This window comes from Actinoplanes sp. NPDC049548, assembly GCF_040676695.1.
Taxonomy (GTDB): domain Bacteria; phylum Actinomycetota; class Actinomycetes; order Mycobacteriales; family Micromonosporaceae; genus Actinoplanes.
On record NZ_JBFAPM010000002.1, the window covers coordinates 143,770 to 164,625 of the forward strand.

At 72.9% G+C, this 20,856-nt stretch carries 17 protein-coding genes; 4 read left to right on the top strand and 13 right to left on the bottom strand.

Going from position 1 to position 20,856, the window contains the following annotated elements; all coding sequences use genetic code 11:
- Positions 1 to 3 precede the first annotated feature (3 nt).
- Positions 4 to 987: an aldo/keto reductase gene (locus AB0J80_RS04785; protein ID WP_364700438.1), complete on the bottom strand. Its 984-nt coding sequence runs from the start codon at positions 985 to 987 to the stop codon at positions 4 to 6.
- A 148-nt stretch (positions 988 to 1,135) separates the two neighbouring features.
- On the opposite strand from AB0J80_RS04785, the gene AB0J80_RS04790 reads away from it, so the two are divergent.
- The 3 genes from AB0J80_RS04790 to AB0J80_RS04800 all read left to right on the top strand — a co-directional run bounded on the left by AB0J80_RS04790 (position 1,136) and on the right by AB0J80_RS04800 (position 3,421).
- Positions 1,136 to 2,773: a class I adenylate-forming enzyme family protein gene (locus tag AB0J80_RS04790; RefSeq protein WP_364700440.1), complete on the top strand. Its 1,638-nt coding sequence runs from the start codon at positions 1,136 to 1,138 to the stop codon at positions 2,771 to 2,773.
- A complete protein-coding gene (locus AB0J80_RS04795; protein ID WP_364700442.1) occupies positions 2,767 to 3,069 on the top strand; it encodes an antibiotic biosynthesis monooxygenase family protein in 303 nt (100 codons plus the stop codon). The genes AB0J80_RS04790 and AB0J80_RS04795 overlap by 7 nt, the downstream gene beginning before the upstream one ends.
- A gap of 73 nt (positions 3,070 to 3,142) precedes the next feature.
- A complete protein-coding gene (locus AB0J80_RS04800) occupies positions 3,143 to 3,421 on the top strand; it encodes a hypothetical protein (RefSeq protein WP_364700444.1) in 279 nt (92 codons plus the stop codon).
- 48 nt (positions 3,422 to 3,469) lie between these two features.
- On the opposite strand, the gene AB0J80_RS04805 is transcribed toward AB0J80_RS04800, so the two are convergent.
- The 5 genes from AB0J80_RS04805 to AB0J80_RS04825 all read right to left on the bottom strand — a co-directional run bounded on the left by AB0J80_RS04805 (position 3,470) and on the right by AB0J80_RS04825 (position 8,368).
- Positions 3,470 to 4,243, bottom strand: coding sequence for a cyclase family protein (locus AB0J80_RS04805; RefSeq protein WP_364700446.1), 774 nt, complete (start codon positions 4,241 to 4,243; stop codon positions 3,470 to 3,472).
- Between the two features lie 2 nt (positions 4,244 to 4,245).
- Positions 4,246 to 5,490 (bottom strand): FAD-dependent monooxygenase, encoded by a 1,245-nt coding sequence (locus AB0J80_RS04810; protein WP_364700448.1) that lies wholly within the window; start codon positions 5,488 to 5,490, stop codon positions 4,246 to 4,248.
- Between the two features lie 26 nt (positions 5,491 to 5,516).
- Complete coding sequence (locus tag AB0J80_RS04815) at positions 5,517 to 6,287, bottom strand: SDR family oxidoreductase (protein WP_364700450.1); 771 nt, start codon at positions 6,285 to 6,287, stop codon at positions 5,517 to 5,519.
- A 65-nt stretch (positions 6,288 to 6,352) separates the two neighbouring features.
- Positions 6,353 to 7,009 (bottom strand): 4'-phosphopantetheinyl transferase superfamily protein, encoded by a 657-nt coding sequence (locus AB0J80_RS04820; protein ID WP_364700452.1) that lies wholly within the window; start codon positions 7,007 to 7,009, stop codon positions 6,353 to 6,355.
- 102 nt (positions 7,010 to 7,111) lie between these two features.
- Positions 7,112 to 8,368 carry a nucleotide disphospho-sugar-binding domain-containing protein gene (locus AB0J80_RS04825; protein ID WP_364700454.1) on the bottom strand — a complete coding sequence of 419 codons (1,257 nt, stop codon included), beginning with the start codon at positions 8,366 to 8,368 and terminating at the stop codon, positions 7,112 to 7,114.
- Between the two features lie 233 nt (positions 8,369 to 8,601).
- Here AB0J80_RS04825 and AB0J80_RS04830 point away from each other — a divergent pair, with 233 nt between their 5' ends.
- Complete coding sequence (locus AB0J80_RS04830; protein WP_364700456.1) at positions 8,602 to 9,759, top strand: acyltransferase; 1,158 nt, start codon at positions 8,602 to 8,604, stop codon at positions 9,757 to 9,759.
- A 62-nt stretch (positions 9,760 to 9,821) separates the two neighbouring features.
- Here AB0J80_RS04830 and AB0J80_RS04835 read toward each other — a convergent pair whose 3' ends face one another.
- The 7 genes from AB0J80_RS04835 to AB0J80_RS04865 all read right to left on the bottom strand — a co-directional run bounded on the left by AB0J80_RS04835 (position 9,822) and on the right by AB0J80_RS04865 (position 20,704).
- Positions 9,822 to 11,783 (bottom strand): hypothetical protein, encoded by a 1,962-nt coding sequence (locus AB0J80_RS04835; RefSeq protein ID WP_364700458.1) that lies wholly within the window; start codon positions 11,781 to 11,783, stop codon positions 9,822 to 9,824.
- Positions 11,780 to 12,889, bottom strand: coding sequence for a VWA domain-containing protein (locus tag AB0J80_RS04840; RefSeq protein WP_364700460.1), 1,110 nt, complete (start codon positions 12,887 to 12,889; stop codon positions 11,780 to 11,782). The genes AB0J80_RS04835 and AB0J80_RS04840 overlap by 4 nt, the downstream gene beginning before the upstream one ends.
- Positions 12,886 to 15,144: a DUF5682 family protein gene (locus AB0J80_RS04845; protein WP_364700462.1), complete on the bottom strand. Its 2,259-nt coding sequence runs from the start codon at positions 15,142 to 15,144 to the stop codon at positions 12,886 to 12,888. Before AB0J80_RS04845 ends, AB0J80_RS04840 begins: the two co-directional genes overlap by 4 nt.
- A gap of 12 nt (positions 15,145 to 15,156) precedes the next feature.
- The gene (locus AB0J80_RS04850) at positions 15,157 to 16,275 is read right to left on the bottom strand and encodes an AAA family ATPase (RefSeq protein ID WP_364700464.1); all 1,119 of its coding nucleotides are present in this window, start codon (positions 16,273 to 16,275) and stop codon (positions 15,157 to 15,159) included.
- Positions 16,272 to 19,892 (bottom strand): DUF4132 domain-containing protein, encoded by a 3,621-nt coding sequence (locus AB0J80_RS04855; protein WP_364700466.1) that lies wholly within the window; start codon positions 19,890 to 19,892, stop codon positions 16,272 to 16,274. Before AB0J80_RS04855 ends, AB0J80_RS04850 begins: the two co-directional genes overlap by 4 nt.
- 117 nt (positions 19,893 to 20,009) lie before the next feature.
- Positions 20,010 to 20,150 (bottom strand): hypothetical protein, encoded by a 141-nt coding sequence (locus AB0J80_RS04860; protein WP_364700468.1) that lies wholly within the window; start codon positions 20,148 to 20,150, stop codon positions 20,010 to 20,012.
- Positions 20,147 to 20,704 carry a hypothetical protein gene (locus tag AB0J80_RS04865; protein ID WP_364700470.1) on the bottom strand — a complete coding sequence of 186 codons (558 nt, stop codon included), beginning with the start codon at positions 20,702 to 20,704 and terminating at the stop codon, positions 20,147 to 20,149. The genes AB0J80_RS04860 and AB0J80_RS04865 overlap by 4 nt, the downstream gene beginning before the upstream one ends.
- Positions 20,705 to 20,856 lie beyond the last annotated feature (152 nt).

Genomic DNA, 20,856 nt, shown 5'->3' on the forward strand with positions numbered 1-20,856 from the left:
TCGTCACGCCCGGTCGACGAGCGCGAGCAGCGGGGCCGGGTAGCGGGCGCCGGCCGTCACACCGGCCGGGAAGAGCCGGGCGATGTCGTCCGCCTCCTCCGGTGTCAGGACCAGCTCGTCGCGCACCACCGCGGACGGTACGTGCTCCGGACGGCGGATACCCGGCAGGGCGACGATCCGCGGGCCCCGGGCCAGCAGCCAGGCCAGGGCCAGCTCGGCCGGGGAGACACCGCGCTCCCGGGCCGGTTCGGCCAGCGCGGCGGCGAGCTCCTCGTTGTGCCGCAGGTTCCCGTCGGCGAACCGGGGGTCGCGCCGCCGCCAGTCCCGAGCCGGCAGCCCGGCGGGATCGACCGTGCGGCCGGCCAGCAGACCCAGCGTCAGCGGCCGGTACGCGATGAACCCGATGCCCAGCTCCTCGCAGACCGCCAGCAGCGACTCCTCGGCCTGACGCTCCAGCAACGAGTATTCCGTCTGCAGCGATGCGAGCGGGTGCACCGCGTGGGCGCGGCGCAGCGTACCCGGTCCCACCTCGCAGAGACCGATGTGCCGCACCTTGCCGGCGGCGACGAGCTCGGCGAGGGCCCCGACGGACTCCTCCACCGGCACCGACGGGTCGATCCGGGCCAGCTGGTACAGGTCGATGTGGTCGGTGCCCAGCCGCTTCAGCGACCGGTCGCAGGCGTGCCGCAGATACTCCGGGCTTCCGTCGAGCCCCGGCGGGCCGGCATCGCGGTGCACGATGCCCGCCTTGCCGGCGATGACCGCCTCGTCGCGGCGGGACCCGAGCATGTCGCCGAGGGCCTCCTCGGCGGCGCCCTGCCCGTAGTAGTCGGCGGTGTCGAAGAGGGTCACCCCGGCGTCCAGGGCGGTGCCGACCGCCCGCCGCGCGGTGACCGGGTCCGTGTCCGGGCCGCCGAGACCCATCCCCCCGAACCCGACCGCGGAGACCGTCAGGCCGTCCCGCCATCGTCGGTACTGCATCACCATGCTCCTCACTGTCGTCCGGCGGCCAGCATGGCGACGGTGTCTCAAGCCGCGGTCGAGGCGGACGAGGCCCTCGACGCGGCTTCGAGCGGGCCGCGACGCGGGGGCCGCACGATCGGCGTACCGATCGACGAAACCGGAGGGACGATCCGTGTCGACGAGCACCCGGGAGACGACATCCGAGCCGGCCGGCCTCGACGAGGTGGCCGACATCCTCGGCGGCCCGCGCCTGGACGACCTGCTGCGCCGCGCCGCCGGGACCGCCCCCGCGCGGGTGGCCCTGACCGGCACCGGCGGCACCGTCACGTACGCCGACCTCGACGCGGCCGTGTCGCGCTGCGCCGGCGCCCTGCGGTCGTTGGTGGCGCCGGACGAGGACCGTACGCCGGTCGTCGCGATCGGCGCCGTCCTCGACCCGGTCTTCGCGGTGGCGTTCTACGGCGTCTCCCGGGCCGGCCTGACGAGCGCGATCGTCAACCCGTTGCTGCGCGAGGAGGGCCTGCGGCACGTGCTCCGGGCCGGACGCGCCCGGGTGGCGATCGTGCCGCCGGAGCTGTACCGGCGCATCGCCCGGATCCGCGACGACCTGCCGGACCTCGCCACCGTCGTGCTCACCGAGGGGGCGCCGGACCTGGACGGCGTACCGGTTCTCGGGGACCTGCTCGACGCGGCCGCCGTCACCGGCGAGCCTGCCGCGACGGACCCGGAGGCGCCGGCCGCCATCCTGTTCACCAGCGGTACGACGGGCGCCCCCAAGGCCGTCGGGCTGACCCACCGGAACCTCACCGTCAACGCGGCGCAGACCGCCCGCGCGCAGGGGCTCGACGCCACCTCGGTGATCTTCAACTACCTGCCGACGTTCCACCTGATGCACCTGAACATCGCGGTCACGGTGGCCGCGACCCAGGTCCTCGGCACCGACCAGGACGTCGTGGCATCGGTGCAGACGGCCGCGCGGCACGGGGCGACGCACTACTACAGCCTGCCCGTGCGCCTGGCCCGGCTGTCCACGGACCCCCGCCTGTCCACCACGCAGGCGCCCACGCTGCAGGGCATCCTGTCCGGTGGGTCGGCACTGCCGCCGACCGCCGCGGCCACGCTGTCGGCGCACTTCGGCGTGCCCGTCGCGCAGGGGTACGGCCTCGCGGAGGCGTCCCCGTCCACGCACTTCGACCGTTTCGGCGAGCACCGTCCGGGGTCCTGCGGCCGGCCGGTCGCCGGCACCGGGTGCCGCATCGTGCACGTCGACGACCGCACGGTGCTGCCCGCCGGCGAGAAGGGCGAGATCCAGGTACGCGGCCCGCAGATCATCCGGGCGTACCTGAACGAGCCGGAGACGCCGGTGGTCGACCCGGACGGCTGGTTCTCGACCGGCGACGTCGGCTACATCGACACCGACGGTTACCTGTTCCTGGTCGACCGGATCAAGGACGTCTTCAAGTGCGACAACTGGCTGGTCGCCCCCACGGAGGTGGAGCGGGTCCTCGCCCGCCACCCGGAGGTCGCCGAGTGTGTGGTCCTGGACTACCCCGACGAGGCCCGCGGTGCCGTGGCCGCGGCCCTGGTGGTGCCCAGGGTGGCCGGCGCGGACATCGCGGACGCGGTGACGGCGTTCGTCGCCGACCAGGTGCCCTACTACCAACGGCTCCACGTGGTGGAGCTGGTGGACCGCATCCCGCGGTCGCAGAACGGAAAAATCATGCGGCGCGAGCTCCGTGAGCTGCTGCTCGAGCTCCGACCGCTCCAGTCGTCCGCCGAGGGCGAGGAAACAGGAGGCACATCATGCTGACGATGGTCAACCAGATCAAGGTCACCGGCGACCCGGAGGCGTTCCGCAAGGCGCTCGCCGCGCTGAGCACCTACATGAAGGCACAGCCGGGCTTCCTGTCGCACCGGCTGTACCGGTCCACCCGCAACCCCAACTCCTACTTCGAGACCGCCGAGTGGACCGACGGCGTCACCCACCAGCAGGCGCTCACCACGGACACCTTCCGTGAGCTGGTCGGCGAGCTGCTCAAGCACGCCACCGCCGACCCCGACTTCGTCGACCTCGTGGAGTCCGACGAGGCCGTGGCGGCTGCCTGAGCACACCATCCGGCGAGGGGGCGGGCGATTCTCATCGCCCGCCCCCTCGCAGCGTACGGAGAGGGAAATGCCGATGAGCATGCGCCACCTACCGGCGATCGCGGCGCTGCTGAGCGCCGGACTGGTCCTGGCCGGCTGCGGATCGGACGCGAGCGGCACGGTGACCGAGAAGAAGCAGTTGCCGCCCCGGTGCAAGACGTACGACGCGAAGCACCGCTGCAAGACCTGGGAGAGCACGCTGCACTACCAGCTGTGCTTCCGGCCGGAGGGCGAGGACGGACAGACCTGCCGCAGTGTCCCGGAAAGCGTCTGGCGGCAGTACGCGGTCGGTGACCGGTATCCGCGGTCGTGAACGGACGAGGGCGCCGGCCCGACCGGACCGGCGCCCCCCATCCGTCACTCAGGGCAGAATCGCCACCGCGCGGGCCCAGCCGGCGCCGCTGCGGGCCAGCTTCACCGGGAAGCAGGACAGCGTGAAGCCGAACGGCGGCAGCGTGTCCAGCCGGGCCAGCCGCTCGATCTGGCAGTACTCCCGGTCCCGGCCGGCGAAGTGCGCCGGCCACAGGACTCCGCGGTCGCCGGTCGCCCGGAAACGGTCGATGATGTACGTGAACGGCGCGTCGAGGCTGAACGCGTCCGTGCCGATCACCCGTACGCCCAGATCCAGCAGGAAATGCACGCCGGACGCGTCGAGCCCGACGAAGTCGGTGAAGTACTGCGGGGTCCCCACCCGCTGCGCCGCGCCGGTGTGCAGCAGGGCGATGTCCTCCGGCTCGGGCTCGTAGCCGATCCGGGCCAGCTCCTTGGCGAGGTCCTCGGCACCGACGGTGCCGGTCGGCGCGGACGAGACGTCGAGGACGAAAGCGGGGCGGTGGAACCACTCCAGCGGCAGCTCATCCACCGTACGGGGTCCACCGTCGCGATAGGACGCCCGCGAGCCGTAGTGCGCCGGGGCGTCCACGTGGGTGCCCGTGTGCGCGGTCAAGGTGAACGTGTCGTTGTTCAGGAACTCGCCGTCGGGCAGCACGTCCACGTCGAAGTCCAGCCCGAAGTGCTCGCGCATCTCCGAGGCCATGTGCCGGGCGCCCTCGGCGGGTGACATCGCCCGGTGGACCACCGGGTCGGGCTCCCAGTACGACGCGTCCACCGGCGACGACAGATCAACGAGCGGCATTCTCAAACCTCCTGGTCGGCGTGAACGGGCGGGCGGAACAGCTCGTCGGCGACGCGTACGGTGCGGTCGCCGAAAGCGATCTGCCGCATGACGGGGCGGTACAGCGGCGTCCGGGACACCGCGGCCGCGAGCTGCGGGCGGATCTTCGAGACCACCCGGCCGGAAGAGAACATCGCCTTGCTCTGCAACGCCTGGATCTTCATCATCCGGCCGATGTGCGGTCGCCGGATCCGCTCGAACGGCCGCAGCGACGCCGCGCTCGGGCTCCCGGCGCGGAGCGCGGCGACCAGGATCGGGTGCAGGACGACGGCGTCCTGGACGGCGAGGTTGATGCCCTGCGCCCCGATCGGGCTGTGGGTGTGCGCGCTGTCGCCGATGAGCACCAGCCCGTCGCGGACCCACTCGGTGGCGCAGCCGGAGAAGACGTCCAGCAGGGTCAGGTCCCGGACGCCGGTCAGCTGCTCCTCGATGAGGTCCGCGTACGGCGGGGCGGCCGCCCGGATCTGCTGCTTCAGGTGGGGGAACCCGAGCTTCATCAGGTCGCCGTACCGGCGGTGCGGCAGGGTCCAGCCGAGCTGGAGGTGGTCCGTGCCGCTGGTGTAGGCGAGCATCGGGTTGCCGCCCGAGTGGAAGATGCGTACCTCGCGCAGGGCCGGCCCCGACCGGCGCAACTTGAACCACACCACGTCGTGCTCGAACGCCTCGATCCGCCCCGCCTCGATGCCGGCGAGCCGCCGGACCTTCGAGTACCGCCCGTCGGCGCCGACCACGCAGCGGGCGGTCACCACGGTGGCACCGCCGGGGCGGTCGCAGACGACGCCGCGGACCACTCCCCCGTCGGTGAGCAGCTCGGTCACCTTGCGGCCACCGAGGTACGTGAAGCCGTCGTAGCGCCGGCAAGCTTCGAGCAGCTCGCCGAGGACATGCTGCTGCGGGATGCTGAGCAGGTAGTTCCACGGAGTGTCCAGCCGCCGGTAGTCGCCGTTGATGAGCACCCGGTCGTTCTGCAGGAACAGGAACCGGTCGTGCTCGTGACCGCCGTGCTCGCGGGCGGCGTCGAGCACCCCGAGCCGGTGCAGCACCGCCATGCCACCGGGCTGCAGGATCTCGCCACGGAACTCCCGCTCCAGCGAGCCGGAGCGTTCCACGACGGTCGTCCGTACGCCCGAGCGCAGCAGCAGCAGCGCCAGGGTGAGCCCGGCCGGTCCGCCACCGACCACGCAGACGTCGGTGTCCTGGTCCATCATCGTCGTACCCCTTCGTCCTGACGGGTTCAGGCGTGCAGGCTGAGACCGCCGTCGACCCCGATGACCTGACCGTGGATCCACGCGGCCTCGTCCGTGCAGAGCAGCGCGACGACGTCGGCGACGTCCGCGGGGCGGGTCAGCCGGCCGGCGGGCGTGCGGGCGGCGAGCATCGCCGCCACCTCGGGCCGGCCGTCGGGAACGCCCTTGTCCAGCTTGTGCGTCGCGACGGCGTTCACGGCCACCCCGCGTCCGGCGAGCTCCACGGCGAGATACCGCACGAGGCTCTCCAGGGCCGCCTTGGCGAGACCGAGGCTTACGTAACCGGGTACGACGTTGCGCGCGCCGGTGCTGGAGACCGCGACGATGCGCCCGCGGCCGCGAGCGCCGAGCACGTCCGCGAATGCGGTGGCGCCGTACAGCAGCGGGTCCACCGCGGTGGACAGGTCACGGCGCAGCGCCGCCTGATCCGGGCGAAGGGCCGGCATCGGCTGCCACGAGGCCGCGTTGTGCACGAGGATGTCGAGCCCGCCGTGCCGGCCGGCCGCCTCCTCGAGCAGCCGGGGTACGGTCTGCGGCTCGCGGATGTCGCCGCGGGCGAGGCTCGCCGCGCCCTTGAGCCCGGCGAGACTGTCGAGGGCCGCCTGCGCTGCCTCGTCCGAGCCCGCATAGTTGAGCACCACGTCGCAACCGGCGGAGCACAGTTTGCGGGCGATCGCGAGCCCGAGCCCGCGGGTGCCGCCCGTGACCAGGGCGACCCGGCCCTCGAGGCCGAGGGTGGTTTCCGTCCCGTCGTGCATGTCGCCTCCCGCGCCGTCGACGACGGCGCCGGCGCGCCGTCTGTCCGCAGCCTGCCGGGACGCCTTCAAGGGACGGTCGAGGACGGACCGTCCGGCCAGGGGTAGCGGCGCAGGGTCACCACGGCCGGGCCGGCAGTCGCCAGCGCAGCGGCGTACCCGTCCGGCACGGCGAGGTCGACGATCCGCAGCCGCCGGCCGTCCGGCAACCGGGCGCGGTACTCGCCCGGCCCGGACCCGGTCATGGGTACGGACGCCATGTCCAGCAGCAGGCCGAGTCCGGCGGACTTGGCGGCGGCCTCCTTGCGGACCCAGTGGCGCAGGAAGGCGGTCCAGCGCGCGTCGTCGTCGGCGAGTCCGGCGAGCCGGCGGCGCACCTCACCGGTGCAGAACTCGACCGGGATGTCGCCGGTGCGCACGCCCGGCCCGACGGCTTCCACATCGACGCCGACCTCGACCCCGGTCGCTACGGCCACGGCGAGGCCGTAGCCGCTGTGTGCAAAGCTCAGCGAGCACGCGGTCCCGTCGGTACCGCCCTTGTCGACGGCACGGGCGACGATCCGTGCCGCCGCGAACCGGAGTGCCGCCTCCGGCGACTCGTAGGCGTCAACGCGCTGCCGTTCGGCCGGGGTCAGCCGGGCGAGCACCGCGGGGGTGAGGGCGTCGCCGCCGAGGTCCACCCACCACACGTCGACGCGGGGCTGATCGGGTCCGTCACGATCCACTGCAAACTCCATACCCTCATAGCTGGAAACCCCACCATTCAGGGACAGAATCGGACCTCGGTCGCGGCTTCCTGGTAGCCGAGATCCGCAGTGTGGCCCCGGTCATCGATGACGGGCCAGCTCGGTGAGGGTGGCGACTAGGTCGGCCGGGGCGGGGCGGACCGCCTGTTCGGCGCGCAGCTCCCGCGCCGCCGCCCGGTAGCCCGGCTCTCCGAGCAGCGCCGCCAGCGCCCCGGCCACGTCGTCCGCTCCGGCGGCGAGACCAGGCACCGCGATCGCCGCGCCGGTGGGTTCGATCCGCTGCCCGTACGCGAGCTGGTCGTGATCCAGCGGCAGGGCGAGCTGCGGCACCCCGGCCACGGCGGCGTTCATCATGCAGTTGTCGCTGCCATGGTGGATCACCGCCGTGCACGTCGGCAACAGCAGATCCAAGGGGAAGCCGCGTAACGGGCGCACCCCGGCGGGCAGCGGACCGAGAGCGTCGACCTGCTCGGGACTCGCGGTCAGCACAACCTCCGCGCCGGTCGCGGCGGCGGCATGGACGGCATGGCGCAACGCCGGCACGTCGGGCCCGAACATGCCGGTCGCGGAATGACCCCAGATCACGCAGATGCGGTCCCGCCCGTCCGGCGCGTCCCGCAGCCACGGCGGCAGCTCGCCCGGCCCGTTGTACGGCACGTACCGCACCGGCAGGCGTGCCGCGTCGCCGACCGGAGGCAGCGCCGCGCCCGGCGACGGGTCGACGATGTGGGTGATCCGCTCCCGCGACCAGCCGACGTCCGCGGCGACGGCCCGGTACGCCTGATCGGCCACCCGCAGATCCAGGCCCGGCACCGTCTCGACGGTGCCGAACAGCCCCGGAGCGACGAACACCGACGGCACCCCCAGCCGGGCCGCGACGATCGCGCCGTCCACACCCATGACGTCGTGGCAGACGAGGTCGGGCCGCCAGTCGCGGGCCAGCCGCTCCACGCCGGCGAAGCCGTCCCGCAGGTTCGCGGCATGCCCGGCCCAGAACTCGTCCTCCATCGAGGCGAGGTCGAACTCGTCCAGGCTCGCCAGAGCCGCCCCGGTCAGCGGATGCCGCGGCAGGCCGGGCAGCGTCCGGGCACCGGTCACCGCGGCGAGATAGTGCGTCATCCGGCCCAGGACCATCATGTCCCCGCTGACGAGCACGGGAGCCGGCACCAGCCCGGCCCGGGCCACCGCGCGCGCCTGTGCCGGCGCGCACGCCACCCGTACCTCGTGCCCGGCGGCCTGCAGCGCCCAGCCGAGCGGCACCATGCAGAACCAGTGGCCCGCCCAGTTCGACGTCGTGAACAGCACCCGCAGGCCGTCCGGACCGATCTTCTCCGCCATCTGCCCTCCGTGCCTCCGCGGTGCGCGGGCTGATCGGGGGTCATGGTCCCGGGCCCCACTCGAGGCTCGATCTCGGCGAACGATCAGGGCTTTCGTGTACGGCCCCTCGACCGCGCCTCGACGAACGGCCACAAGGCTCCCGGCGTACAGGCGCGTATTTGGAGGATCGCATGGTCACGCCGGCTCCCACGGTCAGCACATCTCGTCGCTCCCGGCTACCCACCCTCACCGGCATGCGCTTCATCGCGGCACTCATGGTCTTCGCCGACCACGCCGCCATGGAGGTCATGTTCGACAACAAGACGGTGGGCGGTCTCACCTACATGGCGCTGAACCCCATCGGGCCGATGGGGGTCAGCTTCTTCTTCATCCTGAGCGGCTTCGTCCTGATGTGGTCCGCCACACCGGACGACACGGCACGCGCCTTCTGGCGGCGCCGGGCGGCGAAGATCCTGCCGAACCACATCATCACCTGGGCGGCCGGACTCGTCCTCCTCATCGCCGCGGCGCAACCGGTCGGCCTGCTGCGTACGCTGCCCAGCCTCCTGCTCGTCCACCCGTGGATCCCGAGCGAGGCGTCGATCCAGGGCACGAACGCGTCCGTCTGGTCGCTCGCCTGCGAGGTCTTCTTCTACCTCTGCTTCCCGCTGCTGGCGCTGCTGTTCAACCGCATCCGCGAGGACCGGCTGTGGCGCTGGACCTGGGCCTTCATCGTGGCCACCATGGCCGTGCCGTACGCGGCGAAGCTGCTCCCGGCGACCCCGAAGATGGACTGGAGCGACACCTCGCTCCTGCGTTTCTGGTTCGTCTACGAGCTGCCCGCCGTCCGGCTGCTCGAGTTCAGCCTCGGCATCCTGCTGGCCCGTCTGGTCATCAGCGGGCGCTGGAAGGGAGTACGGCTGCGCTGGGCGTTGGCGTTGCTGGTCCCCGCGTACTTCGCCTCGCTGCTGCGCCCGTTCGCCCTCTCCCACATCCTCCCGGAGCTCTCCGGCGTCACCGCGACGTTCGTCATCCCGCTGGTCCTGGTCATCGGCGCGACGGCGACGGCCGACATCGCCGGCCGCCGGACCTGGGCGAGCAGCCGGCTGATGGTGTGGCTGGGCGAGGCCAGCTTCGCCTTCTACCTCATCCACTGGCTGGTGCTGCACTACGGCCGCATCCTGCTCTTCGGCCCGGGAGCGACGTTCAGCTTCGGCGGCACGGTCCTGTTCGTCTCGGGCGTCTTCGCCGTGTCGCTGCTGCTGACGTGGGCGTTGTACACGCTCGTCGAACGCCCGCTCATGCGCCGTTGGAGCCGCCCTCACCCGCGGGCGGCGGCCGCCGGGAAGCCGCAGGACCACGCGCCGGAGCCGGCCGCGGTCGGGCCGGCAACCGCGCAGGCCTCCGCCTGACCGGCCGCCAGAGCGCCGGGGGACAGAGCTCCCCCGGCGCTCTCTCATGGATGCCACCGCTTTCACCGCAGGTCGTTCGCGATGCTGACGCGCAGGTAGGCGTCGACCCAGCCGGCCACCGCGGCCTCACCCGGGTCGGGCCCGAGCCGGCCGGCGAACGTTTCGATCGCCTCCGCCGTGCGGCGCAGTCCCAGACCGCGCAGCCGTGCCGCGGCCTCTCTCAGGCGGCCACTCATCGTCGCGGGTGCGTGCTGCAACCCCCGGTGCACCACCTCCGCGAGCAGCGACAACGCCTCGTCGAGCGCCGGCGCGAGCGGATCCGTCGCCGCCGGGGCCGGCCCGGCCGGCGGCGTGGCCCGGTCGGCCGGGCTGAGGTCGGGCACCACGATGGCGTCCTCGACCGCGAAGCCGAGCGGGTCGATGACGATGCCGCCACCGCCGCGCCGGACGCTGCCGGAGACGTAACGCACCGGGCCTTGCAGGGCGGTGGCCATGGCGTCCAGGCGGCCGGGCGCGCAGGAGGCGTGCACGGCGGAGATCACCGCAGTGGTTCCGGAGGCGTCCGCGATCACCGCGTCGAGGCGCTGGGCGCCCGGGGCGTAGCGGAGCGAGCGGACCTCGGCCACCGGGACGACCCGGACCAGCTCCGCCTCGACGCGGGCCCGGATCGGCCGGGGCGGCAGGGCGTCGAGCTCGGCCGCGAGCCGGGTCAGGTCGGTGGCGATGAGGCCGCGGGGCAGGTCCTGCCACGATCCCCGGGCGGTCATCGCCTCGGTGCGGCTGAGCCGGCGGGTGCCGAGGCGGACCGTGCGGCTGGCACTGCGCGCGGCGGACTCGGTGACGACGGCTCCACCCGCGAGCGCGCCGATGGTCACCCCGGCGACGCGGCGCGCGGCCAGCTGCGGGCCGGCATCCTCGGTCTCGTACGCGCGCCGCAGCACGAGCACCGTCGCACTGTCCGCATGGGCGAGGAACAGGTCGACAACCCGCTCACCACCGACCGCCGAGACACGCGCGCCGAGTCCGTCGAGACGCGCGCGGCGCAGCGGGGTCTCGGAGGCCTCGTCGGTGCCGAGCACCCGTGAGCGCAGCGCGGACCCGCCGTTGGTCACCGCCCGGTGGCGCGCGACCAGCTCCGCGACATGATCGGCGAGGGCTTCCGGGTGATAGCGGGCGCTGCGTTCCGCGTACGCCTCCAGCTGCGCAACCAGGTCGTCGACCGCCAGCAACGGCCATCGCATGCGGGCGGCCTCCAGGTCGCGCCGCACCATGGCGATGTCGGCGGCCAGCCCCTCCCCCAGGTGTACCGCCCCTTCCCGCAGCACCGCTTCCGCCAGGACCACCGCGCTGTCGAGTCCCACACCCCCGGCCGGCGCCGCCGCGCCGCCGACCTGGACCTGCACGTCGGTCTCGCCGGGTGCACGCTCGTCGGCGACCCGGAACGCCCACACCGCGAGCGCCAGCACGTCGTCGCGCACCCCGGCCAGGGCGTCGGTGCGGGCGAACCCCAGATCGTGCGGCACGAGGAAGCGCACGGTCGCCGTCGGAAGCTCCACACTGGGCACCGGGTCGGCGGGCCGCCCGCGGTGCACCCGAGCGACGTACCCGGCCGCCTCGACCCGCCGCGCGGCCGCCATCGCGCGCTGCCCGATCCGCGCGGCCAGCTGGTCATCGCTGAACTCTCCCGGCGACCAGGGCTCCGTGCCGGGACTGCGCCCCGGCGAGGTGAGCGCGGTGGCGTCGTCGGCTGCCGGTGCCGCGACCGGCGCCTGGTAGGCCAGTACCAGCCCGACCACGTGGCGGCACACACCCGCCGCGCCACAGCTGCACGTGCCTTCGTCGAGCCCGCCGACCGGCAGCGTGGTCGTCACCCCGTCCGGGTACGTCGCGCGAACCGTGCCGTCGTCGTCCTCGGTCATCTCCGGGGCCGCGCGCTCCAGCTCCCGTGCCGCGCGCTTGACCAGCCCACGGTTGGTCAGCTCGGTGAGCGTGTCGGCCGTCAGAGCCTGCAGGTCGGCCCTCATCGCCCCACCTGCTCCGCCACGAACGCCGCCAGCTCACCCGGTGTCATCGCGCCGACCGCCGCCCCCACGTCGGCGAGCTGCTGCGCGGTGTCCCGGTCGTACGCGGGTACGGCCTGGGCATCCAGCGCGGCCAGGGCCAACACCTTGGTGCCCTGGTCGACCAGCTCGCGGACCGCGCGGACCAGCACCGCGGTCGAGCCGCCCTCGTAGAAGTCGCTGATCAGCGCCACGATCGCGCGCCGGGGCTGCTCGATCAGGCTCGCGCCGTAGCGGACCGCGCGCCCGATGTCCGTGCCGCCGCCGAGCTGGACCTTCATCAGCAGCTCGACCGGGTCGTCCACCTCGCTGGTCAGGTCGACCACCTCGGTGTCGAACGCCACCAGGTGCGTCCGGACACCGGGCAGCCCCCACAGGCAGGCGGCCGTCACCGCCGAGTGGATCACCGAGTCGACCATCGATCCGGACTGGTCCACGAGCAGGATCACCTGCCACTGCTCGACATGCCGGCGGGTACGCGAGAAGAAGTGCGGCGTCTCGATGTACAGCCGCTGCTCACCGGGCCGGTAGTGGCCGAGGTTCGCCCGCAGCGTCCGGGTCATGTCGAAGTCCCGCGCCTGCTTCCACCGGCTCGGTTTCCGCGCCCGGACACCCGTGAACGCGGAGCGCACCTCGGTGGCCATCTTCGCCATGAGGTCACGGACCACCGCCTCGACGATGCGCCGGGCCAGCCGCAGCACCTCCGGGTTCATCAGGTGCTTGGTCTGCAGCACGGCCCGCAGCAGCGCCGGGTTGGGCTCGATCGTCTCGAGCACCGCGGCATCGGTGACGATGTCGGTGATCTCGTAGCGTTCGACCGCGTCGCGCTGCAGCCGCTCGATGGTCTCCTTCGGGAACAGCCGGTTGATGTCGTCGAGCCAGTCGACGGTGGTCAGCACGGAGGCACCGCTGCCACCCTGCCGCACGTCGCGCCTGTCGTGCTCGCCGTCGCGACCGTACAGCCAGTCCAGCGCGGCGTCGCGCGCCGCACCCTCGGCACTCAGCTCGCCGACAGCGGACGCCGGCTCGCCGAGCACGAGCCGCCAGCGTTCCAGATCCGGATCGGTCATGTGAGCAGTCCTTCGCGGCGCAGGAGCGTGTCGACCCGCTCGTCGAGGTGCATGCCGGCCGCCACCACGGCCGCGTCGGCGACGCCCCGCAGCAGGGAACGGCCGCTGCCGGCGAGGCCCCGGCGGGCGAGCAGCCGCTCGGCGATGGTCTCGCGTTCGCGGGGTGGGAAGAACTCGAAGGCCTGCCGCAGCGCCGGCAGCGCCACCAGGAAATCCTCCACCGGCATGGCCGAGAGCAGCTCGTCCAGCAGGGCGATGATCTCCTCGGCGTGCAGCACCTCCTCCCGGGCGAGCGCGAACAGCCCGGCGAGCCAGTCTCCGGCCGTCTGTGCCACGAACGCCCCGCGCACGACCCGCGCGGGATCCGAGACGGCGCCACCGGACAGGGCCCACCGCAACCCGTACGCCGCGCCGCGCACGTCCGGCGGCGCGGCGGTGTCGGAAGCGAGCCGTGCGGCCACCTCCAGAGCATCGGTGACGTCCAGGCCGAGTGCCTCGCCCGCGTGTCGCAGAGCGTCCCGGCACGCGGCGACCGCCCTGATCCTGCCGAGGTCGGCGGGTGCCGCAGCGCCGCGCACGCCTTCGGCCAGCCACAGGATCCGGCGTACGGCCGCGCCGATGACCTGCCCGAGCGTGGCGCTGTGCGCGGTGCCGAAGATCCGGTCGTGGCGCCACATGGTCACCACCACGGCCAGCATGCGCCCGAGCGAGCCGAGGTCCGCGGCGGCCCCGACGGTGGCGTCGATGTCGGCGAGCACCTGCTCGGACACCTCCCGGACACCCGCCAGCGCCGCGTCGAACAGCACCTGCGCCAGGGTGTCGATGTCGCGCCCGGCCACCCGTTCGGCCAGCACCGCCGCGCAGGCGTCGGCGAGCGTCGCCCCGTACGCGCCGGCCTCGATCACGGCGGTGATCCGGTCCGGGTCCGGTCGCACCGTCCACCGCTCGGTGAACGTGGGATCGAGCCCGGTGCTGGGCCCGGACGTGCGGTGGAACCCAGGCACACCCAGCACCCGCACCCGGTGCAGGATCCGGCTGCGCGCCCGGTCGGCTCCGAGCGTCAGATCCAGCGAGAGGTCCGCCGGCTTGTCGAGTCCGGCCCGCACGAGCTCGGCGTCGAGGTCGTGCACCAGCGGTGGCGCGGGCGTGCCGGGATGCAGCCGTCCGACGCGGGTCCCGCTGAGCGCGACAACCATCTCCACCACGACCGGATGGGTCCCGGCCCGCAGCGTGCCCCGCGACGACCACGGCAACGGTACGTCCAGTGCCTCGTTGACCAGCGCCGACGCCAGCCCGTCGAGCACGTCGGCACGGGCCGGATGGGCGTGCCCCCGTACCGTGGCCAAGCCGTCCGCCGTGGCCTGCGCAGCGATCAGGTCCGCTGTGGACACCGGCTGCTTGCGCTCCCGCAGCCGCCCGGCGACCGCCTCCATGAGGTGCTGCGCCGCGCCGCGCGGCCCCGAGTCCCACAACTCCTGGTAGTACGCGGGCGACGGCATCCCCGACTGATAGCCGTCGAACGCGTCGAGCCGCCGGAACGAGTACGGCACGAGAAAGCTCCCGCCGAGCGCACCCTCGGGCAGGCTGGGCACCTCGGGCCACTGCGTGTCCCCGCCCGCGGCGAGCGCGGCGACCAGGGCGGGACGGTGGAAACCACCGGTCACCACGACGACCGGGCGATCTCCGGCGGCGGCGTGCGCGGCCCGCACCCACCGTGCCATGTACGTCTCGCGCTCGGTGTCGGACTCGCCGGCCGCGGCCTGCCCTCGTACCAGGTCGAAGTAGGTGGCGAGCCGCTCGGCGAGACCCTCGTGCGGGGCAATCTCCACCAGGTGGTCCCAGAGCACGTCGACGTTGTCCACGTCGAAGCTGCGGCACAGCCGGTGCATCACGTCGGTGTAGCGCAGCTCCGCGTCGGCGTAGCGGTTGCTGCGGCCGGCGAACGCGGGATGCCACGCCGGCAGGTCGATGAAACGCAGCTCCGCGCCGGCGTCCCGGCCGTGGGTGAGTGCCACCCACTCGGGCGAGTAGTCGCACAGCGGCGCCCACGACCCGTGGCGGCGCTCCTCGTCGCGGTAGCTCGTGAACACCGCGACGGGCAGCTCGTGCCCGAGCAGCAGCTCACCGATCCGGTCGTTGAGGTCGGCCGGCCCCTCGACCAGCACGTACGCGGGCCGTAGCTCGTCGATGGTGGCCGCGACGAGCCGGGCGCAGGCGGGGCTGTGGTGGCGAACGCCGATGAACGTGACCGCCATGGCTGCGCCCGCTCAGCCCGGGAGCAGGTGACGGGCCTGGTGCAACGCCTTCCACTGCTCGCCGGTGCGCCACGTGACCTGCTGGGACAGGTATCGGCGCAGTTTGGCGAGATCCTCGGCGTTGTCCTTGGCCGCGGTGCCGGCCAGGCAGGCGACCACGTCCTCGGCGTTGCCCGGCTCCCCGCGCAGGAACCAGCCGCGTAGCCCGACGGCATGCGCGACGGACACCGCCTCGGCCGTGCTCATCACCGACGACAGCCGGTCCATCGAGTCGCCTCGTGCGGTCTCCCCGGTGCGCAGCTCCCGGAACGTGGTGACCAGGACCTCCAGGACGTCGCGGCGGGGCGCGGCCGTGACTCCCGAGCGTCGCAGCAGCTTGGCTGCCTCGTCGGCGACCAGCGCGAGCTCGGTGCCGAAGTCCGCGATGGGGAACACGGTCTCGAAGTTGAAGCGCCGCTTGAGCGCCGAGCTCATGTCGTTGACGCCCCGGTCCCGGGTGTTCGCGGTGGCGATGACGTTGAAGCCGTCTCGCGCGAACACCATCGCGTCGGGTCCGGTCAGCTCCGGGATCGCGAGGACCCGGTCGGACAGCGGCGAGAGCAGGCAGTCCTGCACCTCGAGCGGGCACCGGGTGATCTCCTCGAAGCGGACGGTGCGTCCCTCTGCCATGCCGCGCAGCAGGGGCGCCGGCACCAGCGACCGGGTGGAGGGGCCGTCGGCGACCAGCAGCGCGTAGTTCCACGAGTAGCGGATCTGGTCCTCCGTGGTGGCGGCACCACCCTGGATGGTCAGCGTCGAGTCACCGCTCACGGCGGCCGCGAGCAGCTCGGAGAGCAGCGACTTCGCCGTGCCGGGCTCGCCGACCAGCATCAGCCCGCGGCTGGTGGCCAGGGTGATGAGGGCGCGGTCGATCAACGACGGATCACCGACGAACTTGCGGCTGACCCCGAGCGCGTCGTCGCCGACGACGAACCGGCGCGCGGCCTGCACGCTCAACGCCCAGCCCGGCGGCCGGGCGGCGGTGTCCGCGGCCCGCAGCCGGGCCAGCTCGTCGGCGTAGCGAACCTCGGCCGGCGGCCGCTGCACCTCGGCGGCGGACGCGGTGACCTCGAGGGCCTCGGAGGCGCTCATGCGGTGATCTCCGTCAGGTCGCGGATGACTTCGGACACGGTGATCGCGTCGAGCTCGCCGAGCGCCTGCGCGCCCTCGGTGCGGTTGCCCCAGCGGCTGCCGTCGCCGCTCCACAGGTAGATGCGCTCGAGTTTCTGCTCGGGGAAGATGTCCATCGCGCCCACCGCGACGCCCGGGTCGAGGTCGATGACGACCTCCCGCTTGCCGTCGACGGCCAGCTCGATGCAGCCCTGGATCCCGGCGTCCTGCGGTGTCTCGCGCCGCCAGCCGCGCCGCTCGAGGCCGATGACCCGCCCGGTCGGCACGGTGACCCCCTCGAACCGGGAGAGCCGGCTGCTCGCCGCCTCCTGCTCGGTGAGCGTGAACGTCGGCCGGCTGAGCTGCGGGAACGGCTGGAGGATCTCGTAGTCGGCGAACATCTCGACCCAGTCCGGCAGCGTGTCGCCGAGCTGCAGCGGATGCGCGACACCCACGATCGCATCGTCCGCGATGGTCGTCTCGTCGTCGTCCACCGTGGCCAAACTGCGGTCCTCCGCGACGCGCAGCGCACCGATCAGGGCGCCCGACTCGTCGTACCGGCCCCACACCAGGCGCCGGACGATGTGCCACAGCAGCGGGTGGGACACGAACAGCCGGCGGAACTCCGCGCCGGTCCAGCGGCGGCCGGTGACCATTGCGCGTTCCAGGCGGCGGATCTGGTCGGCGGCGATCGTGCGGACGTCCTTCTTCAGCCCGGAGAACGTCCTGTACGCGGCGGGCGCCAGCTCGTCGTCGTCGCGCACCCCCGGCTTCGGCAGGGCCTTGAGCCGTTTGCCCGCGGCGTCGGCGACGAACGGCCGCAGCTGCTCGTCGAACCCGACGGTGAACTGCCGAGGTCCGTAGTCCAGGCGCATGCTGCCGTCGTCGTCGAGCCCGAGGTCGGGAACGAGCCGGTCGGCGAGCTGCTCGGCGCTCAGGCCCAGCCCGGCGGCGACCTCGTCCATCTTCTGCTGCGCGGCGGCCTTGAGCCCCTTGAACTTGGCCCGCTGGGCGATGCCGTGCAGATGCATCAGCGCGACGTCGGTGCCGATGGCGGCCAGCACGGCGAGTCCGGTGACCGCCTTGGTGTGGCCGCCCTCGCCCGGCCAGGCCAGCACGAGCGGGCTGAGCAGCCGCACGGTCTCGTCGTCGCCGATGAGTCCGAGCGTGTCGAGGACCCAGTTCTCCTTGCTCGGCGACCCGGACAGCTGCCACCGCTGGAACAGCGACCACCCGAACTCGGCCAGGCTCACCGGGTCGCACGCACCTTTCAGGACGTCCACACCGGCGTACGGGGTGTCGAGCCGGGAGATCGCGAGCACCGTGATCACGTGGGTGACGGCCTCGACCGGCAGCACACCGGAACCGTCGCGCAGCTTGATCGGCGGCAGCAGGCCCGGCGTCGCCCAGCTGGGCAGCGCCGGCATCCTGGCGGGCAGCACCGCGAGCGGATCGCTTTCCAGCAACGCGTCGACGGCGGCAGCGGCCTCGGCGCCGTACTCCCGCGCCGCCGCCCGCACGGTGTCTCCCTGGCCGTGGTGGTGCAGGGCGAGCAGCGCGTTCTCGGCCTGCCGGCGCGGCACCCCGGCCTTGCCCAGCGCGGCCGGCACGAGCGCACGCGCCGCCCCGGCGGAATGCCGCAGCAGCCACGCCAGCGCAACCGCACGCACGCTCTTGAGCCGCCCGAACCACTCGGCCATCAGCACGGCCACCTCGACCGAGAAGAACGGCGCCAGGACCTTCCCCGCCTCGGCCGGGCTGCGCCGGGCCACCACGAGCGCGAGCGGCAGGGAGTCGAGCCCGAAACGCGCGACGATGACACGCATCCAGTCCCCGGCCATCCACGTGTCGGTGGGGTTCCAGTGGGCGAGCACCGGCCGTGCGACGGCCTCCGGAGCGTCCACGAAGAACGACGCGCCCTCCAGCCAGCCGGCGTCACCGGACCGGACACGACGCGACCGCATCTCCCATGGCTGAGCGCCGAAGCCTTGGTCATACCGGTAGAAATGAACGGCGGCCCACGCGTCGCGCTCCCCGTCGGCCCACTGGATGGCCGCCGGCTCCCGGCATTCGAGACCCCCGAGCACCACGGGCTTCGCGGCTTTCCCCCGGCGCTGCCACGGAGGATCGGCAAGCATCGACGGTACGGCGGAGAGCGGCGCGACCCGCAACGACGAGGCGTCCGCGACGATCGCCTCCACCCGCTTCGCCGCCTCCGGACCGAGCCGCGGCAGAACCCGGTCGACGAGGCCGGGATGTGCCTGCACGTGAGCGCGGAGCAGATCGGCGACCGTGCGCTTCGACGCGGACCCGGCCAGCAGCCGCATCGCCCGGACGGGAAACCGCTCCGCCGCGTCGAGCAGAGCGGGCGCGACGTACTTCTGGTCCACCCGGTCGATCAGTCCCTGCATCACCTCGTCGCCGGGCAACTGCTCCAGCACGGACAACAGCCGCCGCCGGGAATCCGCGTCAGCCACGTCCTGCCCCAGCCAGTGGAACAATGCGGCGGCCGCCCCGGCACCGACCCCGTCGACCATCGTGACGAGCAGGGGCAGCGACCGGAACACCAACCAGTCCGCCGCGATGGGGAACAGTGCGTCCAGCTCCTCCTTGGCGCCGGCCGCGGCGGTCAGGAAAGCCGCAAGGTAACTGTCATCGGCGGCGACCACGTCGGCGATGTCCTGCGCCACCCACTCGCGCTCGGTGGGCACGAGCACCGACGTCGCCGCACGCGCATAGAGATGACCCGCACGGTACGGCCCGAGCGCCGCAACCACATCCGCATAGTCGTCATCGGAGGCGGCGGCGAGCGCATGCCGCACCCGCAGCGCCACATCCACCGCCAAGGTGATGAAGTAGCTGTCCCGGGTCTCCCCGGCGCGCAGGTGCCGCACACCCAGCGTGTCCTCGTACATATGGAGGTAGTGAGCCTGCGGCGGCCGGTTGTCATCCGTGACCTTGAGACTCATCAGCTCGGTGGCCGCCTCGGCGGCGAACCGCAACCCGCGCTCGGCGATCCACGCGTCCGCGAAGTACATGAGCTGGTCGCGGGTCCGCCAGTTCCCGAGCTCGGTCACGGCGGCGACGGCAGCAGCACCCAGCGGAGTGGCGTCCGGCTTGCCCTCCCGCCACGCGACTGCCTGCTCGGCGACCGCCCTGTCGGTGGTCGGCGCCTCCAGAGCCCGGTCGATGCGGTTGGTCATCTCCTTCCCGAGGACCACGCGCGCGTCGGGCTTGGGCGTGAAGGTCACGGTGCCGCTGCTGCCCTTGCGGGCATGACGGTGCCTGTACCAGGCCGGCGGGAACACGAACGCGTCCTCGTCCCGCACAGCTACCGGGGTGGGCACGGCCACGGCCGGTGGCACGGCCGGCGATGCCGCTGCCGTGGCGCCGGCGGAGCTCTCGGCGTACCCCTTCTTGGTCTTCTCGGCCACGAGCTTGCTCTCGTGGGCCGCGGCAGAGGCGGGGTCGTCGAAGGCCTTGACCTTCGTCTGCCCGCCGGTGCCGACGCGGCCCCACCGCACGGTGACCTCCGAGCCGTCCCGCCCGATCTCCCAGAACTTCGCCGATCCACCCTCGACGAACTCGAACCTGCGCATGCGCCAACCTTCGTCCGACAACGCTGACCCCCCGCTGCGACGAAAGCCGTCGGCATCGGTGGCGCAGACGTTAGCGGTCCCCTCCGACAAAATTGCGTGACCTGGGGACCGCGCCGTCTATCGGAGGTCGGTCCGCGCCAGCACCTGCTTGGCCAGCGTCACCACCCGGGCCGTGTCAGCCTCGGGCGTGAGCGACCGCTTGCCGAGGACGTACATGACCGCGACCGAGACGAGCTTGTCCCCGGCGAGCACCTTCACGTGGGTCTCCCCGCGGTGGAAGAAGGGTACGCCTTGTCCCCGAGCCCGCTGATCTCTTTTGCCGGGCGAGTGCCCGCGGGCTGGCTCACGCCGTACAGCTTCCACATCTCGTCGTACTTGCGACTCGCCCCTCCGCTCGGTTCGTCGATGCTCAGATCCACCAGAGAGGCGCTGTCAGCCTCAGTCCACGTGCAGGTACGGAGTCGGCCGACGTCCTTCGGTTGCGGTTCGGCCGCGACCGGTCCGTCGAAGAGCGCCTCCACGTCGGCGCGGGTGAGCAAGGTGCAGGCAAACCCTTCGTCCGCGAAGCGAAGCGTTCCAGCCGCCGTCTCCTCGGCACCGGAGCCGGCGTCGGAGGCCGCACCGGCGCCCGGCGGCTGCTCGGTCTCCTTGTCCGGCGCTCCGCATCCGGCCGATGCCAGAGTCGCCGCAGCAGCCACACCGATGGCGAGCGATCTCATGATCTTCACGCTGTTCCCGTTCCCGTTGCACCGACCGGCGGTGACCGTGCGCGGCCCACCGCGCCTTGACCGCTCCAGGGTCCGGCCGATCAAGGCAGCGCACATCCGTGCCGCCACGGATCTTGCACGTGTACGGGTGCACCCCCCGGGCCGAGTGGCCCCGCGTACCCGTGGGCCGAGTTCGCCCGGGATCCGACCGGTGCAGCTCGGCTGCCGGCGCGGGTCCGGGTGCATCCGTGTGACCC

Coding starts and splice junctions, on each gene's coding strand:
- AB0J80_RS04800 (WP_364700444.1), top strand. CDS start 3,143: ATGAGCATGCGCCACCTACCGGCGATCGCGGCGCTGCTGAGCGCCGGA.
- AB0J80_RS04805 (WP_364700446.1), bottom strand. CDS start 4,243: ATGCCGCTCGTTGATCTGTCGTCGCCGGTGGACGCGTCGTACTGGGAG.
- AB0J80_RS04850 (WP_364700464.1), bottom strand. CDS start 16,275: ATGAGCGCCTCCGAGGCCCTCGAGGTCACCGCGTCCGCCGCCGAGGTG.
- AB0J80_RS04840 (WP_364700460.1), bottom strand. CDS start 12,889: ATGACCGATCCGGATCTGGAACGCTGGCGGCTCGTGCTCGGCGAGCCG.
- AB0J80_RS04825 (WP_364700454.1), bottom strand. CDS start 8,368: ATGGCGGAGAAGATCGGTCCGGACGGCCTGCGGGTGCTGTTCACGACG.
- AB0J80_RS04830 (WP_364700456.1), top strand. CDS start 8,602: ATGCGCTTCATCGCGGCACTCATGGTCTTCGCCGACCACGCCGCCATG.
- AB0J80_RS04845 (WP_364700462.1), bottom strand. CDS start 15,144: ATGGCGGTCACGTTCATCGGCGTTCGCCACCACAGCCCCGCCTGCGCC.
- AB0J80_RS04835 (WP_364700458.1), bottom strand. CDS start 11,783: ATGAGGGCCGACCTGCAGGCTCTGACGGCCGACACGCTCACCGAGCTG.
- AB0J80_RS04815 (WP_364700450.1), bottom strand. CDS start 6,287: ATGCACGACGGGACGGAAACCACCCTCGGCCTCGAGGGCCGGGTCGCC.
- AB0J80_RS04855 (WP_364700466.1), bottom strand. CDS start 19,892: ATGCGCAGGTTCGAGTTCGTCGAGGGTGGATCGGCGAAGTTCTGGGAG.
- AB0J80_RS04810 (WP_364700448.1), bottom strand. CDS start 5,490: ATGATGGACCAGGACACCGACGTCTGCGTGGTCGGTGGCGGACCGGCC.
- AB0J80_RS04795 (WP_364700442.1), top strand. CDS start 2,767: ATGCTGACGATGGTCAACCAGATCAAGGTCACCGGCGACCCGGAGGCG.
- AB0J80_RS04785 (WP_364700438.1), bottom strand. CDS start 987: ATGGTGATGCAGTACCGACGATGGCGGGACGGCCTGACGGTCTCCGCG.